This is a genomic window from Bacillus aerius, assembly GCF_029894105.1.
GTDB classification, from domain to species: domain Bacteria; phylum Bacillota; class Bacilli; order Bacillales; family Bacillaceae; genus Bacillus; species Bacillus altitudinis.
Genome location: NZ_JARYHO010000001.1, coordinates 1,176,027 through 1,190,636 on the forward strand (window position 1 = coordinate 1,176,027; position 14,610 = coordinate 1,190,636).

General features: G+C 35.5%; 19 protein-coding genes and 1 pseudogene. 13 read left to right on the forward strand and 7 right to left on the reverse strand.

The window, feature by feature from the left end:
* Window positions 1-93: 93 nt before the first annotated feature.
* Complete coding sequence (locus M2353_RS06000; RefSeq protein ID WP_041092020.1) at window positions 94-366, reverse strand: hypothetical protein; 273 nt, start codon at window positions 364-366, stop codon at window positions 94-96.
* 121 nt (window positions 367-487) lie between these two features.
* Between M2353_RS06000 and M2353_RS06005 the strand changes: the two genes are divergently transcribed.
* The 6 genes from M2353_RS06005 (at window position 488) to M2353_RS06030 (ending at window position 3,905) form a co-directional block, all read left to right on the forward strand.
* Window positions 488-907, forward strand: a complete 420-nt coding sequence (locus tag M2353_RS06005; RefSeq protein WP_138278406.1) for a hypothetical protein — start codon at window positions 488-490, stop codon at window positions 905-907.
* A gap of 39 nt (window positions 908-946) precedes the next feature.
* Window positions 947-1,615 carry a hypothetical protein gene (locus M2353_RS06010; RefSeq protein WP_284725116.1) on the forward strand — a complete coding sequence of 223 codons (669 nt, stop codon included), beginning with the start codon at window positions 947-949 and terminating at the stop codon, window positions 1,613-1,615.
* A gap of 139 nt (window positions 1,616-1,754) precedes the next feature.
* The gene (locus tag M2353_RS06015; protein ID WP_284725117.1) at window positions 1,755-2,165 is read left to right on the forward strand and encodes a sigma-70 family RNA polymerase sigma factor; all 411 of its coding nucleotides are present in this window, start codon (window positions 1,755-1,757) and stop codon (window positions 2,163-2,165) included.
* A gap of 152 nt (window positions 2,166-2,317) precedes the next feature.
* Window positions 2,318-2,794: a hypothetical protein gene (locus M2353_RS06020; RefSeq protein WP_284725118.1), complete on the forward strand. Its 477-nt coding sequence runs from the start codon at window positions 2,318-2,320 to the stop codon at window positions 2,792-2,794.
* Window positions 2,795-2,869: 75 nt separating this feature from the next.
* The gene (locus M2353_RS06025; RefSeq protein WP_284725119.1) at window positions 2,870-3,127 is read left to right on the forward strand and encodes a hypothetical protein; all 258 of its coding nucleotides are present in this window, start codon (window positions 2,870-2,872) and stop codon (window positions 3,125-3,127) included.
* 151 nt (window positions 3,128-3,278) lie between these two features.
* Window positions 3,279-3,905: a hypothetical protein gene (locus M2353_RS06030; protein WP_181891815.1), complete on the forward strand. Its 627-nt coding sequence runs from the start codon at window positions 3,279-3,281 to the stop codon at window positions 3,903-3,905.
* 236 nt (window positions 3,906-4,141) lie between these two features.
* Here the strand turns inward: M2353_RS06030 and M2353_RS06035 are convergent, their stop codons facing one another.
* Both M2353_RS06035 and M2353_RS06040 read right to left on the reverse strand, forming a co-directional pair.
* Window positions 4,142-5,497 (reverse strand): IS1182 family transposase, encoded by a 1,356-nt coding sequence (locus M2353_RS06035; protein ID WP_284725120.1) that lies wholly within the window; start codon window positions 5,495-5,497, stop codon window positions 4,142-4,144.
* A gap of 164 nt (window positions 5,498-5,661) precedes the next feature.
* Window positions 5,662-7,014, reverse strand: coding sequence for an IS1182 family transposase (locus M2353_RS06040; protein WP_284725121.1), 1,353 nt, complete (start codon window positions 7,012-7,014; stop codon window positions 5,662-5,664).
* 256 nt (window positions 7,015-7,270) lie between these two features.
* Between M2353_RS06040 and M2353_RS06045 the strand changes: the two genes are divergently transcribed.
* The 3 genes from M2353_RS06045 (at window position 7,271) to M2353_RS06055 (ending at window position 8,768) form a co-directional block, all read left to right on the forward strand.
* Window positions 7,271-7,672, forward strand: a complete 402-nt coding sequence (locus M2353_RS06045; protein ID WP_181891814.1) for a hypothetical protein — start codon at window positions 7,271-7,273, stop codon at window positions 7,670-7,672.
* A 129-nt stretch (window positions 7,673-7,801) separates the two neighbouring features.
* Window positions 7,802-8,239, forward strand: a complete 438-nt coding sequence (locus M2353_RS06050) for a terminase small subunit (RefSeq protein ID WP_284725122.1) — start codon at window positions 7,802-7,804, stop codon at window positions 8,237-8,239.
* Complete coding sequence (locus M2353_RS06055; RefSeq protein ID WP_284725123.1) at window positions 8,232-8,768, forward strand: phage terminase large subunit; 537 nt, start codon at window positions 8,232-8,234, stop codon at window positions 8,766-8,768. Before M2353_RS06050 ends, M2353_RS06055 begins: the two co-directional genes overlap by 8 nt.
* Before the next feature lie 36 nt (window positions 8,769-8,804).
* Here the strand turns inward: M2353_RS06055 and M2353_RS06060 are convergent, their stop codons facing one another.
* Window positions 8,805-9,128, reverse strand: a complete 324-nt coding sequence (locus tag M2353_RS06060) for a hypothetical protein (protein WP_284725124.1) — start codon at window positions 9,126-9,128, stop codon at window positions 8,805-8,807.
* A 21-nt stretch (window positions 9,129-9,149) separates the two neighbouring features.
* On the reverse strand, window positions 9,150-9,695 hold the full coding sequence (locus tag M2353_RS06065) for a hypothetical protein (RefSeq protein WP_284725125.1): 546 nt from the start codon (window positions 9,693-9,695) through the stop codon (window positions 9,150-9,152).
* Window positions 9,696-10,694: 999 nt separating this feature from the next.
* Here M2353_RS06065 and M2353_RS06070 point away from each other — a divergent pair.
* Both M2353_RS06070 and M2353_RS06075 read left to right on the forward strand, forming a co-directional pair.
* Window positions 10,695-10,916, forward strand: a complete 222-nt coding sequence (locus tag M2353_RS06070) for a hypothetical protein (RefSeq protein ID WP_056704928.1) — start codon at window positions 10,695-10,697, stop codon at window positions 10,914-10,916.
* Between the two features lie 136 nt (window positions 10,917-11,052).
* Entirely contained in the window at window positions 11,053-11,277 is a 225-nt protein-coding gene (locus tag M2353_RS06075) for a hypothetical protein (RefSeq protein ID WP_284725126.1), read from the forward strand.
* A 401-nt stretch (window positions 11,278-11,678) separates the two neighbouring features.
* Here the strand turns inward: M2353_RS06075 and M2353_RS06080 are convergent, their stop codons facing one another.
* Entirely contained in the window at window positions 11,679-12,623 is a 945-nt protein-coding gene (locus tag M2353_RS06080; RefSeq protein ID WP_284725127.1) for an acetyl-CoA carboxylase carboxyltransferase subunit alpha, read from the reverse strand.
* A gap of 32 nt (window positions 12,624-12,655) precedes the next feature.
* Window positions 12,656-13,102: a MarR family winged helix-turn-helix transcriptional regulator gene (locus M2353_RS06085; protein ID WP_284725128.1), complete on the reverse strand. Its 447-nt coding sequence runs from the start codon at window positions 13,100-13,102 to the stop codon at window positions 12,656-12,658.
* 250 nt (window positions 13,103-13,352) lie between these two features.
* On the opposite strand from M2353_RS06085, the gene M2353_RS06090 reads away from it, so the two are divergent.
* Both M2353_RS06090 and M2353_RS06095 read left to right on the forward strand, forming a co-directional pair.
* Window positions 13,353-14,183 carry a sialate O-acetylesterase gene (locus M2353_RS06090; protein WP_284725129.1) on the forward strand — a complete coding sequence of 277 codons (831 nt, stop codon included), beginning with the start codon at window positions 13,353-13,355 and terminating at the stop codon, window positions 14,181-14,183.
* Between the two features lie 127 nt (window positions 14,184-14,310).
* Window positions 14,311-14,448: pseudogene (locus M2353_RS06095) on the forward strand (CatA-like O-acetyltransferase); the annotation flags it as partial.
* Window positions 14,449-14,610: the final 162 nt, after the last annotated feature.

The window sequence follows — 14,610 nt, forward strand, 5'->3', positions numbered from 1 at the left end:
CATTTAACAAGTGAAGAAGAAATGGTGCTGATCATTGATGGCAGCTTGCTATAAATAAAAAAGAGGGATTTTTCCCTCTTTTAAAAGTAATATTCACGTCAATGTCGAGTACCAGCAACGCTCATATGCGCCATACCAAATACCTGAGTAAGTTTGCGCACCTTTTAGATACCAATTATAGGTGCCGTCGTTATAAATTGCTGGTATTGCATTTCTTGAAGAGTATGGACCGAATATTTCAGAAGTACAATGCTTCCATGTTTCGTTAGGAGTAGCAGCGTCTGCTTGTGCAGTAAAAAAAGCAGATGAAGAAAATAGCAAAGCGAGTGATAGAACTGAACTTGCAATTACTTTTCTGATTTGCATGATTGATGCTCCTTTTCATTTGGGATAATAGTCTTGGAAGTTTAATAATACTATATATTCAAAAATAAACCATATGAAAATTTATTTAACTTATATGGGAATAAATATTGGGAGTTGTGAAATGAAAAAACTACTAATCACACTAACTATTATTATTGCGGCGGTGCTTTATGCGCCGTCTGTTGCGGCAGTAACAAGCGAATATAAAACAATTGGAGGGCATACAGTCAGCGTGTCGACGGATGCCAATTCATACACGCCGAGAGCCAAAAGTATTGATGTCACGGCACGTAAAACGGGAAATGAGACAGTATACTACCGCTTCACGTTACAAAAGAAGGTGAGCGGCAAATGGAAAGATCAACGGTTTAGTCTCGTTGGATCGTTTAAGACCGCCACGCCTGCAAAAGAGTTTTACATCGTCAACCATACAGTTGGCACACACCGTATCAAAATGACGATATACAAAAACACCAATTGGACAGGTGTTAAGGGCTACATCTATACGCCAGCTTTTGAAGTGAAAAAGATGTTGAAATAAAGAATTTAATGTAATATTAAGTAAAAAAGGGAGAAATATATGAAACAACAAATTTTAGTCCCCAATATGGTTTATAAATTTATGGAGCCTAAGTATTTAAAAAAAATTCAAGATGATAAGAAAATTTTTATTAATTTTCTTGGTAATTATTCAACTGATAAATATGGGAATGCCATTGGTGATGACGATGAAGGTAAGCTTAATATCAGTGTTGAAATTAATAACCACATATTAGGTGATGGAAATGAAAGTGATTTAGATCATTACATGAATAATTTTTTTACTAAAGGAGATCCAAACGAAAAACTTCAGATAACGGGTGGTACTTTTTTAACACAAAATTTTGATAACAACTTTTATAATTATTGCGTTGCATTAGAGTATAGAGAAGAAATTAGAAAAGAGTTTGGCGGGGCCGTAATGGTGATCAGAAATTTCCCGAAATTTATAGAAGAGTTGAATAAAAAATTAAAGAAAAGAAAGATTGGTTTTGTATCTGCCGAGCAATGCGAATATGTTGTAAATAGAGAAAAAATTTATACTCAGAATAACTTCAGGTATGAAAATCCAGCTACTATTAAAGAATCAAAATATGAGTATCAGCAAGAATATAGATTATTATGGAAACCATTTAGTGGAATTAAAATAACTAAACCAATTGAAGTGTATTGTCCAAAAGCACTTGAATATTGTACATTCCATTTTTAATAAGTCCAAGACGGAGAGCCTGCGGACACTGATCAACACCTTTTAAGGGTGCTGGTTGGTGCCCGTTTTTTATTTCTTAGAAAGGAGTGGCACCATGAATTAAAAGGAGATCGAAGGACTCATTCACAATTATCACTGGATGGCGAAAGAGGTTCAGCGGCTCCAGCGTGTTTTATATGGCACTGACATTACTATGCGAAGCTGGGGTGTTGCTCAATATGGCATCGAGGCAACCTTACCGAAAGGGAGCAAAGGAAAGAGCCAAGCTGAATTACGTGACATGGATATGAGGGAAGAAAGATTGTTTAAGAGACTTTGTAAGTTTGAAGAACGTGTATATGCAATAGAGGCAGCAGCAAGCAAAATCGAAGGAGAAAAGAACAGAGTTGTATATGATTGCATGATGGAAGGTATGAGTTATCGAGCCATTGGACTTCACTTGGGACTGTCTCGTGAAAAGGTCCGTCAGATGAAAGATAATATCATCGACCAATTATGCCAATATTGCCACTTTGTGCACTTGTTGAAAGACGAAAAATCCGTAGTGTAAAATGGAAGGCAGGACTGGGAGGCATAATTTCCCGCGTCAATACAAATTAATATATTTTCACTTGCTCTTGCGAGCTTGGGATTCGTTCGACAAATTTCGTAGACTCAACTTTATCAATCTTATCCGATAATAATATTGAGGAGTGAAGGAAATTGAGTAAAAAGAAGAAAAACACAACTAATAATAAACAAAAGAACGAACAAAAGAACGAACAATTAAAGGAATTAGAAGATGTGATTTACACATATCCAGAGAAAGATTTAGTTTCTTATTTTAAAAAGATATTCATACATGGTAATACGAAGGAGCATTATCAGAAGAACTTGTCTTTACTTCGTAGCCTAGATATGGATTCCATAGATTTTGCAATTGCTAGATTTTATCATTTGGATAACAGTTTAGATCCTGTTAGAAGAAACTTAATGGCAGTGATTCCTTTATTCGTTGCATATCTTACGGCTGTATTTAATGTTAATGTAATTAAAATATTAGGATTTTTGTTGGTGACTATATCGGTTCTAATTGTACTAATACTATTAAATCAAGACAGAAAGAATAGAATTGTTACAGGTTACATGTTAAAAACATTTGAGCAAGTAAAGGCAAGAAAAGAAAAGGATGAAAAGTGATTTCGTTCGACAAATTCTGCGAATAGTTCCATATACTTACTTTCTGCCGATATATAAAGGTGGGAGGTGAATGTAATGAATCTTGATCAATTGATTGAAGAAGGCGAAAAGGTCATAGGCGCAGCGGTTAAACATGAAAGAACTGGGATAATGTTTCTTAAAGGTGTAGATTTAGAAACTTGGGCCGCTAAAAGTGTGATTTATGCTGAACAAAACCTCGAAAGCATATATTTAATTGACAGGTTAAAAGAAGACGCTAAAGACTTAAAAGAAGATGGCTATGATAAAGCTATTGCTATTCTTGGAGTTTTAAAGGCCTCGAAAGAAAGTTGAAATTTTAGCATCCTGCGGGGTGCTTTTTTATTTATCTTCATTATTTTTGTATACCTATTATTAAAATATGTTATTTACTGTCGATATTTAGTATATTATACTAAAAAAAGTTGATTCAATTTGCTTGAATTTTCTTAGAAAGGAGCATAGTATGAATGTATATCCAATCGTAAAAGAAGTCATTACAATGCTTTATTATATTGCTAGTATTGGGTTAGCAGCTGGGATTTTTATTGCAATTAAACAATTAAATCTAATGAAGAAAGATATGAGAATTAAAAATAAGCGAGCCTCAATTGAAAAAAGTATAGAGTATCTTAACTGGTTTGCAACCTCTTTTATACCGTTAGAAAACAAGTATTCTTCAACACTGAAAGGCAAACCTATAAAACTTACTAAAATAAACCATAAAAAAGAATTTTTGGCTTCGGAAATCTTAGATGCTGTAAGTTTGGAATGTAAGTTTGATGCAGGTGTAGGTAATCTTGCTAATCAGTTAGAGTTTTTTAGTGCAGCTATGATGAGTGGTCTAGCTGATGAAGAATTGGCATTTAATCCACTTTCTCATATCTTTTGCGAATTTATAGATCATAATTACGATGTTTATTGCTACCTCAGAAAGGATATAGAACATAACTTTAGTAATACAGTTAGTCTGTATAAAATGTGGGCAGAGAGAATACATTCCAATGAGCTTACGAAGGAAAAACAGGAAATTAGTGAGAAGTTGGCTAAACTGAACCTTAGTAAAGTTAATACGATTGGAAATGAAATTTAGAGGGGAGAATTTATATGTCAGTAATAGCATTCCCAACTCCGAAGACAAAATCTAATGAAGTACATAATTATGGTGAATTGTTATCTGAAGCATTTAAAGTTTTACAGGAGCAATCCGAATCTAAAAAATAATACCTGAAAAGCACCTTTAAGGTGCTTCAGAGCGTAGACAAACCCCACCTTTACTTCAAGTAAAAGTGGGGTTTTCACTTATTTTGATAAAATTGATCAGTCGCTTTACGCTGGACATGGCTCTTTCCATGTCCAGTTTGCTAATTTCTTAAGATTCATGGCAGCGAAAGTAAGCATCGCCTGCATCGAAACTTTTTTCAATCCTCGAAGTTTCGTCCATCGCATTCCATGCTTTTCTTTTGCATCCGCAAAAACGCGTTCAATCGTTTCTTTCCGTTTTGCATAGATGTTCTTATTCATTTCAGTGAGTCTCAGATGGTCTGCTTCGTCTAGGTAGTCCTGCCAAATATGTCGGTGAATCTGTTTGGTGTGATTTTGACTTTGTGTACAGTTATCTAGAAACGAGCAGGATTTACATACCTCTGAATCGGACGCATATTGCTTATATCCCTCTCTAGTCGTTGTACGATAAGAAAGAATTTGCCCGTTTGAGCAAATGTAACAATCAACATGTGCGTCATATACGTATTCATTCTTTTTCAAGTAACCAGCTTTTGTTTTCGGGCGAGTGTAAGGCATGACAGGTCTTATCTCTTGATCCATTAAAAACTTGGCGATATAAGGTGTTTTATATCCAGCATCCACTGCGACTACATTGGGTTTTCCGACTTTCTTTGTCACCTTTGATACGAGTGAATCTAACATACGACTATCATGAACATTTCCACCAGTGACCAGTGTTCCTAAAATAAATCCTTTTGAATCACAAGCCGTATGAAATGAATAAGCAAATAACTTTTCACGTTCATCCTTTACATAGTAGCCACTCTCTGGGTCAGTTGTACTGACCTTGATTTCTTTTTTCTCTTCTTTATTCTGTAGGGGTAACGGCTTTTTTCCATGTTCCTCACGATCAACATTGATCTCCTCATGAAGCTGATTTTGATAACTTCTCGTTTCTACTCGAACAATTTTCTTTTCAAGTTTTTTCTTATTGGCGTTCGCTTTTACATGAGTTGAGTCAATGAAAGCGATAGATGGATCAACGAGACCTTTTTTCATCGCTTCTCTTAAGATTCGATAAAAAATTTGTTCGAATAAATCTGTATCATGAAAGCGTCTCACGTAGTTCTTACCGAAGGTAGAAAAGTGCGGAATTTTCTCTGAAAACCCATACCCAATAAACCAACGATAAGCAACATTGGTTTCAATTTCTTTAATGGTTTGACGCATAGAACGAATGCCAAATAGATATTGGATCAAAACCATTTTAATAAGAACAACGGGATCCACACTTGGTCTACCGTTATCAGAACTATAATGATCTTTGACAAGATCATAAACAAAATCAAAATCGATCGCTTGATCAATTTTTCGTACAAGATGATCTTCAGGCACTAATTCATCTAAGGCCACGACTTCTAATTGATTTCTTCTTTCTTCTTCACGTTTCGATAACATGTTCATCCCCCACAGAAATGTGTTATTGCCCTTATTATACAAAAAAGCGTGTAGACTTTGTCTACACGCTCAGATTGTAGAGAAACTCATGTTTTTCTACAATCTTTTTTATTTTCATCGTAATGATGATGGATGAGATTGAATGAAAAAGGCCTCCCACACACCTAACCTAGCTTCGCTAGATGTGTGGCAATCTTCTTCATGTTCTGACAGGCAGCTGTGAGAAGAACTTGCTCACTCACATTTTGTTTTCCCCTCAACCGGCAGTAGCGAAGCCCATGCAGTTGTTTTGAATCTGCAAAGCTTCGCTCTATTTTTTCTTTTCTTTTTTTATATAGCTCTTTTCCAGCGGCAGACAGACGATTTTGCCTGATCTTTTCTTTATGTTCCTCCCACACATGTCTTGAGATGACTTTTTGATGATTTTTAGATCTTGTGCAGTTTTCAAGGAAAGGACACGATGTGCATTTTTTAGGATCTGATTTGTAGAACCTATAACCTTTTCGATCAGTCGTGGTATATAAAAGCTTTTCACCATTCGGGCATATGTATTGATCGTGTTCAGAGTCATACTTGAATTTCCACTTCTCGAATAGTCCTCTTGTTGGATGAAAACGTCTATGTGCGATGACACCAAAAATACGGCGATCAGATAAACCTTTACAGATTGGGGTCGTCAAATAACCAGAATCAAGGGCAACAGCTTCTACTTGAAAACCAAATCGTGCGATTTGGTGATCCAACCGATCAAGATACGGAACAGAATCATGGACATTACCGGGCGTGATGTGGGCATCCGTGATGATATTGTACTTCATATCCGTTGTACGGTGGTCTAGGTAGAAAAAGCCTTCCGGTTTGTTTTCACGATAAAGATAGCCACTTTCAGGATCAGTCGTACTTTGACGAATGTCTTTTTCCGTTTTCACCTCCTCTTTTACCTTTAAGGGCTTTTTTCCGTGTGCCACCCGATCTTCTTGGATCGCTTCTTCTAAATCATTTATATAGTTCTGGGTATCTTGTTCAATCGTTTTTCTCATATATTTATGTTTATTGGCATTGGCTTTAAGATAAGTTGAATCAGTAAAAAGAACGCGGCCTCCTACCATATCATGATTGATAGCTTGAAGCACAATCTCGTCGAAAATGTCTTGAAAAATCGTTGTATCTTTGAATCGAGTACGACGATTCCAGCTAATGGTCGAGTGATGAGGAACGGGGTCATTGATGTTCAAACCTAAAAACCATCTATACGCCATGTTATAGTAAATTTCTTTTTCAAGTTGTCTTTCAGAACGGATACCGTACAGGTATCCGATAAACATCATTTTGAACAAAATAAGTGGATCAAGAGAAGGACGACCTTTATTCTCGCTATAATACGGTCTTACTTTATCTACGATAAATGAAAAATCAATGTACTGATCAATTTTACGAAGCAGGTGATCCTCTTCGACCAGTTGATCTAGTAATACAAATTCGGCTTCGTGCTGAGAAGAATTTCTAGTGTGGAACATGAGAAAAACACCTTCCTTTAGTATGCTTTTCTCTATTATAAAATGGGGTAGTGGAAAATTTAAGGGAAAAAATAAAGCTGTCGAGATTTTCTCGACAGCCTGAGCGTGTAGACTTTGTCTACACGCTGAAGCACCTTTAAGGTGCTTTTTTTTGTCTTACGCTTCCACCTATTTATGAAGGGGCTTTCGTTCGACAAATTTCGCGAATAGTTCCATATACTTACTTTCTGCCGATATAAAGGTGGGAGGTGAAAAAATGGAATATGTTGAGATTTTTAAAAATCATTTTCAAAATTTCATAACAGACACAAATTATGACTATTATGAGATTATGGCTAAAGGAGTTTATGAGTTTATCGAGGAAGATGAAATTAAATTTATTTATTCTAAAAACCCCTTCGATATCAATAGTGCCGAACATTATTTCTTCTTAGAATCGGGTTTACTCATTGCCAAACAAAAAGAGGAACGATTCGCTTTGGATTTCTATAAGAGTAGGATTGTTAAAAAAAATCTTACTTTTAGTGGAAGAAGAGAAGCTAATTTGACTTTTACTTTTGAAAACGGTGAAAAGATTGAATTTGATTCAAAAGATTGTAATGAAGCTCATGAATTCAACTATGCTAAATCAATTAAAGAACTTTACAAACTAATTTAAGCACCCTTCGGGGTGTTTTTTGTTCCCTGTAAACTGCTTCCGATAATTCTTTACACCAAGCATCGGCTTAAAGGTAGAGTGCGGCGGCAGTTTAGAGTGAATAAATTAAAGGGGGTAAGGTGATATGCGATGAAACTGACAGAAAAACAGAACCGCTTTGCTGACTACTACATCGAACTAGGAAATGCTACAGAAGCCGCTAGGAAAGCAGGGTACAGCTCTAAGACCGCTAAATCAATCGGTCAAGAGAACCTGACTAAACCTGACATTAAATCCTATATAAAAGAGCGGTTGGATGAAAAGGATGCTGAAAGGATAGCTTCACAGGACGAGATTCTTGAGTTTCTAACTGCTGTCATGCGTGGAGAGAAAACAGAGCAAATACCTGTTGGCTTAGGCGAAGGCGCACAGCAATTAGAAGATAAAGACCCTTATCTAAAGGATCGAGTAAAAGCAGCTGAGCTGTTAGGGAAGCGTCATTCTATGTGGACAGATAAAGTTGATATGGTGGGAAATGTTGGCGTTCGTATTGTTGATGATATAGGTGATATCGATGACCATGATTAAAATATCGGAAGTGCTGGCACCGGCATTTCATGAGTTTTGGAGATATAGAAGAGCAAAAGAACATCTTCATTATGTTATGAAGGGCGGCCGTGCTTCTGGTAAATCGTTTAGTGTGGGTGTTGGGGTAGTAACAGACATCATTGAATACCCTGTTTCCGCTCTGGTCTTGAGAAAAGTACAGAATACGCTTGTTAAATCAGTTTTTGCACAGATAAAGCAAGCAACGGTAACGCTGGGTGTCTCTCATCTATTCAAGTTTGTTCCTTCTAGGTTAGAAATCATATACAAGCCAAGAGGGAACAAGATTTACTTTGCTGGTGCTGACGATCCTGACAAGCTCAAATCAATCAAAGACGCTGACTTTCCAATCGGTGTCATGTGGATTGAAGAGCTGGCAGAATTTAAGTCAGATGAGGAAGTAAGCACCATCATGAACTCGGTTCTACGTGAAGAACTAACACACAAAACAAAGCCGGACAACCCACGTAAACGAGCACAAGTATTTCTAAAGAGAGGTGCCTATATGTAATTGATGGCAATAAAAAAGACCTTCAAACCAAGGCCATTAATTGAATTTCTTTTTTAATCCATCCATCATATCTGCATCATAAAAAGATTGTAAAAGCTCGTCCACATTGATTTTTTTATCCTTCTTGCTTAGAAATTGATTGATAATCTCTTCATATTCTTCTCTAGTATTTCCTTCAATATCTGAAAGGTTTAATTCTTCACCAAAGTGTCTAATGAACGCTGTCCTTGTTATATCATATGCCTTTTTGTTTTCTTCTTCACAGGTGCAAAATGCTCCTGAGAGAGTAATGAGGAATTGAACGTCTTCATCGTCTAAATCATTTGATTTTTGAAACTGAATGAATTGATTTTGTGACATATATATGTACCATCCTTTTATCTAAAGTATGAGTAAATCAGCAGTGAGAACAATGTATTCAACAACAAGTCCGATTGTATCAGCTACACCTGAGTCTATATGTTTTTTAAGCTCTGCAGAAACAACTTTTCGAGCCCTACTTGCTGCATTTTTTGGAGTATCAATAATTTTTTCTAATTCTTTAATGATCTTGTTTGCATTTTTGACAGTACCATTTACAGCTTCTTTTCCAAAACGTTGCTGTAAAACCCATTTTGCCCAGTCGTTATTCACTAAGCCTATAATTACTTTTATTGCTGCCTTAATAGCCGCACCTTTAGGGCCATTTGTAGTAGCAAGTGGATCATTGTTAGCATTCTCAATAGCTTTAAATGCTTGAAGCAAGGCTTCTTGTTTTTCTAATGGTACATCTCTTAAAGCAAGTTGTTTTTGTAGCTCAGTAGGATTGAAAGTTACTGCCAAATTTTCTTTCTGTTCGATCTTTTCTGCTGCATATGTAGCTGTTGTGGGAATGAAAACTGCTGCTGATATGAGAACTAGCAACATCTTAACAAAAAACTTTTTCATTGGAATACTTCCTTTCTAATCATTTTTCAATAGTGAGGATATCACAGAAAGGAATTAATTTTACATAAATTAGAATAAATGAATTTTAAATCACATGCTGTTTGTCTTTGTTTAATTCAATATGTTACTAATTTCTTACATCTTGAAAAGGGCATATTTACGCATGAAAAAACCATCTACACATCAATGTAAGTGGCTACTTGTCTATCTAATTTTTTATTTATTTGAATTCATTCTTTACATCATCAATGAATTCAATAATATTGTATTCAATTTCTTTTTAGATGTAAGGTTAATAGATGAGTTACTATTTGTAACAATCATGAGCACATTAGGGCTATTCCTACTGCTCATGATCGTCATTTCTAGCTGATTAGAAAAGTGTTGGCGCACTATCTAATCTGATGGGTTGGTACACGCCCGTGATACCAGCCCATTCTAACTTAATTTAGTTTATATTCAATAGGTCGTGCATTTTACAAGGCAAGTAAAGTTTACCTCACCTAACTAAATAGAATTAGTCTATACTCCTAGATCAAGGTGTTGTCTTTAGTGATGCCATTTTTAAGGATAAGACTGTCGTGGAATGTGCTAACACTTTAAACTTAAAAGGGTAGTGACTCAGCCGCTGCGATAAATGAGGATAGGATACCACTGTGCTTCACTATTTGCACATGTATCTGAAAGGCGAAAGCTGCCATTAAGTGCTGTACGAAGGATGGGTGTATCGTTTCTGACGATGCAGGACAAGCCACAAGTATCAAAACTCAAACTTGAGGGTTGAGAAACTGTTCGGGACACTTGACACAGTAGTGCAGTATTACAAAGGGAGTAGTTTTAACCTACAGTGGGGATCTCATAAATACCTACCGTCATTTAAAATGACATCAGCTTATGTCAAAACGCATATTTGCGTTCAGTCGTTTAAAACTATGATATTCTTTCCATTCAATCTAAATCCCCTGTATAATTAAGGAAAATTAATTAGGAGGATTAAAAGTGAAGGTTCTTAGATTTGAATATGAGAATAATAGATTTGAATTACACACAATGTTTATAGACGATATTTCAAACATGAAAGATAATGATATTCAAAGAGATATGTTGTTTAAGAGTAAAAATATAGTTAAAGCTGCTTTGGGCTTTGAAGGATATTTGAAAGTAGAAAGCTTTTCGACTTATGAAGAAACCAACTCTGTATATTGCTCATATACGTTTTGAAAGGATAACAAGATAAGAAGCGATTAGAACGTGAGTTAGATGAAGCTAAGAATATGGATCACGATGAATTGATTGAAGATTAATTATTAACTCATGTTATCATAGAAGAAAATGGATTATGGGGGATTGTCAATAAATGCTCAAATCAAAATTAATTGTTTGGACTTTTATCATTGCGACTGGATTCTATATGCTCATAAGTATATGGAACATTGCTGTATTTCCAGATAAGACATGGACAGATTACGCAGGACAGATTTTGATTGTAGTTTTTGGAAGTATGGTGAATGGTTTAATCGCTGCATTCTTTATGTACGCAGCAGCTATGTTAGTGAAATATATTAATGGTGATAAAGTTTAAAACAGGTGTATAAAAAGGTAACATTTTTTTCGGTTTTTAAAAAATACTAAGGAACACCAGAGGATATTGGTGATACTCACAGTATGCCATATATCTACCTTGACAGGATAGAGGTCGCTGGTTTGAGCCCAGTCGGAATCATCGTTGAAACCCTTGCCTAGCAAGGGTTTTTTGATTGTCGGTAACAAATGTTTGTTCTGTTTCTTTTGATTGGGGGCGAATTGGGGACGAATTTTATCCACCAGATTGTTTCTCAGTATTTTTAGAATCAAAAAATCCCTTTTCCATACCGATCACACACTTTTAATAGTATCAGCATATCAAGTTTAAGAGGTTACTTACAAAATATTTAGAACTTTTTAGTAAGAATCCTCAGAAATGTAATACGGTTTTAAGTATTTTCATTTATAATTCTCTATTTGTCTATACTTTTCATATCGCTGTTGTATAAGCTCTTCCGAGGATAATCGTATCAATTTTTTAAGAGATGATTTAATTGCAGATTCAATCAATTTTGCTTGTGATTTTATATCATTTTGTGCTCCACCTCTAATTTCAGGAATGATTTCATCAATAATTCCTAAATGTTTTAAATCTATTGCTGAAATTTTCATATGTTCAGCAGCTTCTGGAGCATACTTAGCGTCCTTCCATAGGATAGATGCTGCTCCTTCTGGCGAAATGACCGAGTACCATGAATACTCTAACATATGGATATGGTTACCGACACTAATACCAAGAGCTCCACCACTTGATGCCTCTCCAATTACAATACAAACAATTGGCACTTTAAGTGTAGCCATTTCCAATAGATTTCGAGCTATCGCTTCAGAAATTCCACGTTCTTCAGACCCTTTGCCTGGATAGGCGCCAATTGTATCAATAAATGTAATAATAGGGCGATTAAATTTATCAGCTTGTTTCATCAGTCTTAGCGCTTTTCTATATCCTTCTGGATGTGCCATTCCAAAATTTCTTTCTATATTTTCCTTTGTACTTCTCCCTCTTTGATGACCAATAACCGTAACGGGCATGCCTTTAAATTTTGCAATACCACCTATCATTGCTTGATCATCACCATATAATCGATCACCATGAAGTTCGAAAAAGTTTGTAAACAATAATGGTATATAATCCAATGTCGTGGGCCGGTTACATAGCCTTGCAATTTGAACTCGTTGAAAAGGTGTAAGATTAAAATAAATTTCATCTTGCATTTTATTTAAACGTTTTTCTAATACATGGATTTCTGATGATAAATCTACATTATGTTCTTCTATCATTTTCTTTAATTCATCAAATTTTTCTTTTAGTTCAATAATAGGACGTTCAAAATCCAAACTCATTTTATCCTCCAAAGGGTATGATTTACCTCAATCTAATCAAAAGACTTAGAAATAGAATCAATAAATAATTTAAAACCATCCACAACTATTTTTTGTTCTGATTCTGATAAATTATTGAGGATACGTTGATAAAATGCAAGGGATTGTTCTCTTAAGCGATTAACAGTAATGTGGCCTTTTTCTGTGAGGTGCAGAAAAAGTTCTCTTCTGTTTTTTTCATTTACTTCACGATAAACAAGTCCCTTTTTTACTAACTTATCTACCAATCTACTTACAGTTGAAGTCTCTAATCTAAGTTTATTGGATAGTTGCCAAACAGTTAATTTTTCCATCTCTATTTCCTCTAACGCCATCATTTGAGAGGTTGGTAGAGGTTTTTCAAATGGTCCATTGGGCAAATTTTGAGATTCAAAAACCCCAGTTATTATAATCATTTTCTTAATATCTGATCTTAGTTTTAAGGCATCTTCTCTTTTCAAAAAGGTCACCCTCCTAAAATTCATGTATGATACATCAATTGTATTATACATGAATATGTTTTTTTCACAAGTTTAACGTAAGCCCATATGACAACATGGACAAGAGATTTCTTCTTGTTAAAATGGTTTAAGTGGATTGATCATAGCCGATCCACCTGATTGATAGATGCATCAGGATCTTACCCTAAGTAATTGCTGTTTACTGTTCTTTCAACAAAAATATGAAAAATAAAGAGAGGGGGAGAAAAATATGAAGTCATTTTTACTAATTGGACAATCTAATATGGCGGGTCGAGGCTTTAAGCATGAAGTGCCACCAATTTATAATGAAAGAATCATGATGTTGCGAAATGGTAGATGGCAAATGATGACTGAGCCCATCCATTTTGATAGACCGGTAGCTGGCGTAGGACTAGCGGCTTCTTTTGCGGAGGCTTGGTGTAAAGAGCATGAGAGAGAGAAGATTGGTCTTATTCCATGTGCCGAAGGTGGCAGTTCCATTGATGAGTGGTCACGAGATGGGGCATTATTTCGTCATGCAATAAATGAAGCTACATTTGCAAAGGAAGATAGCGAATTGGCCGGGATATTATGGCATCAAGGAGAAAGTGACAGCCAAGATGGGAAATACAAAGAATACGATGAAAAAATACGAAGATTATTTCATGAGCTAAGAACTGAATTATCTGTACCTAACATTCCGCTTGTGATAGGTGGTTTGGGCGATTTCTTAGGAAAGACAGCATTTGGCTCAGGATGTGTGGAATATCAACTGATCAATGAGGTACTACAAAAATATGCAAATCATCATGAAAATTGTTATTATGTTACTGCGAAAGGCCTTATACCTAATCCGGACGGAATTCACATCAATGCGATGTCCCAGAGAATATTTGGGATAAGATACTATGAAGCATTTCGAAAAACAGAACATATACATGAACCATTACCAAATGAACATGAGCTAGTGAAAGACTGTCATAATAGAATGAATACCTCAGCGGAGAATACATATATAGCACTAGAAAAATTCACGTTGGGCAAGATGACTTACGAAGAGTTGTTGCAGGCTTTAACGTAAGCAAAGCTCATGGTAGTCTTTGAATAGACAGAAACATGATATATCTTTTGAAAGGATGATTGTGGTGGTAAAAACAGATAAAGCTTCCTCCTGAATACAAGCAATTACATTCAGGAGGAGATAAAAAATGTTTAAACAAATAGATGAAAATTATCCGAGAAAAGAGCACTTTCATCATTATATGACGGTAACCCGATGCTCATATAGTCTGGTGATCGATCTAGACATCACAAAATTGTATGCAATATTAAAAGAAAAAAGGCTAGATTCAATGCAAATTACCTGAAGACAAAAGGTATTCTCATGGAAATCTAGAAGATGAAGGCATACTGAAATGAGTCTGCCTTTTTGTTTTGTGATGATAAAGACATGTGCCAAAGGTTTATTGATGTACAATGGTTCTTTTTGCGGTTTCTTTTCGGTGTCT

Bases quoted from the DNA above. Each gene is read 5' to 3' on its own strand.
- M2353_RS06045 (WP_181891814.1), top strand. From the start codon at position 7,271: ATGGAATATGTTGAGATTTTTAAAAATCATTTTCAAAATTTCATAACA.
- M2353_RS06065 (WP_284725125.1), bottom strand. From the start codon at position 9,695: ATGAAAAAGTTTTTTGTTAAGATGTTGCTAGTTCTCATATCAGCAGCA.
- M2353_RS06080 (WP_284725127.1), bottom strand. From the start codon at position 12,623: ATGAGTTTGGATTTTGAACGTCCTATTATTGAACTAAAAGAAAAATTT.
- M2353_RS06000 (WP_041092020.1), bottom strand. From the start codon at position 366: ATGCAAATCAGAAAAGTAATTGCAAGTTCAGTTCTATCACTCGCTTTG.
- M2353_RS06015 (WP_284725117.1), top strand. From the start codon at position 1,755: ATGGCGAAAGAGGTTCAGCGGCTCCAGCGTGTTTTATATGGCACTGAC.
- M2353_RS06090 (WP_284725129.1), top strand. From the start codon at position 13,353: ATGAAGTCATTTTTACTAATTGGACAATCTAATATGGCGGGTCGAGGC.
- M2353_RS06035 (WP_284725120.1), bottom strand. From the start codon at position 5,497: ATGTTATCGAAACGTGAAGAAGAAAGAAGAAATCAATTAGAAGTCGTG.
- M2353_RS06060 (WP_284725124.1), bottom strand. From the start codon at position 9,128: ATGTCACAAAATCAATTCATTCAGTTTCAAAAATCAAATGATTTAGAC.
- M2353_RS06055 (WP_284725123.1), top strand. From the start codon at position 8,232: ATGATTAAAATATCGGAAGTGCTGGCACCGGCATTTCATGAGTTTTGG.
- M2353_RS06005 (WP_138278406.1), top strand. From the start codon at position 488: ATGAAAAAACTACTAATCACACTAACTATTATTATTGCGGCGGTGCTT.
- M2353_RS06010 (WP_284725116.1), top strand. From the start codon at position 947: ATGAAACAACAAATTTTAGTCCCCAATATGGTTTATAAATTTATGGAG.
- M2353_RS06040 (WP_284725121.1), bottom strand. From the start codon at position 7,014: ATGTTCCACACTAGAAATTCTTCTCAGCACGAAGCCGAATTTGTATTA.
- M2353_RS06030 (WP_181891815.1), top strand. From the start codon at position 3,279: ATGAATGTATATCCAATCGTAAAAGAAGTCATTACAATGCTTTATTAT.
- M2353_RS06050 (WP_284725122.1), top strand. From the start codon at position 7,802: ATGAAACTGACAGAAAAACAGAACCGCTTTGCTGACTACTACATCGAA.
- M2353_RS06075 (WP_284725126.1), top strand. From the start codon at position 11,053: ATGCTCAAATCAAAATTAATTGTTTGGACTTTTATCATTGCGACTGGA.
- M2353_RS06025 (WP_284725119.1), top strand. From the start codon at position 2,870: ATGAATCTTGATCAATTGATTGAAGAAGGCGAAAAGGTCATAGGCGCA.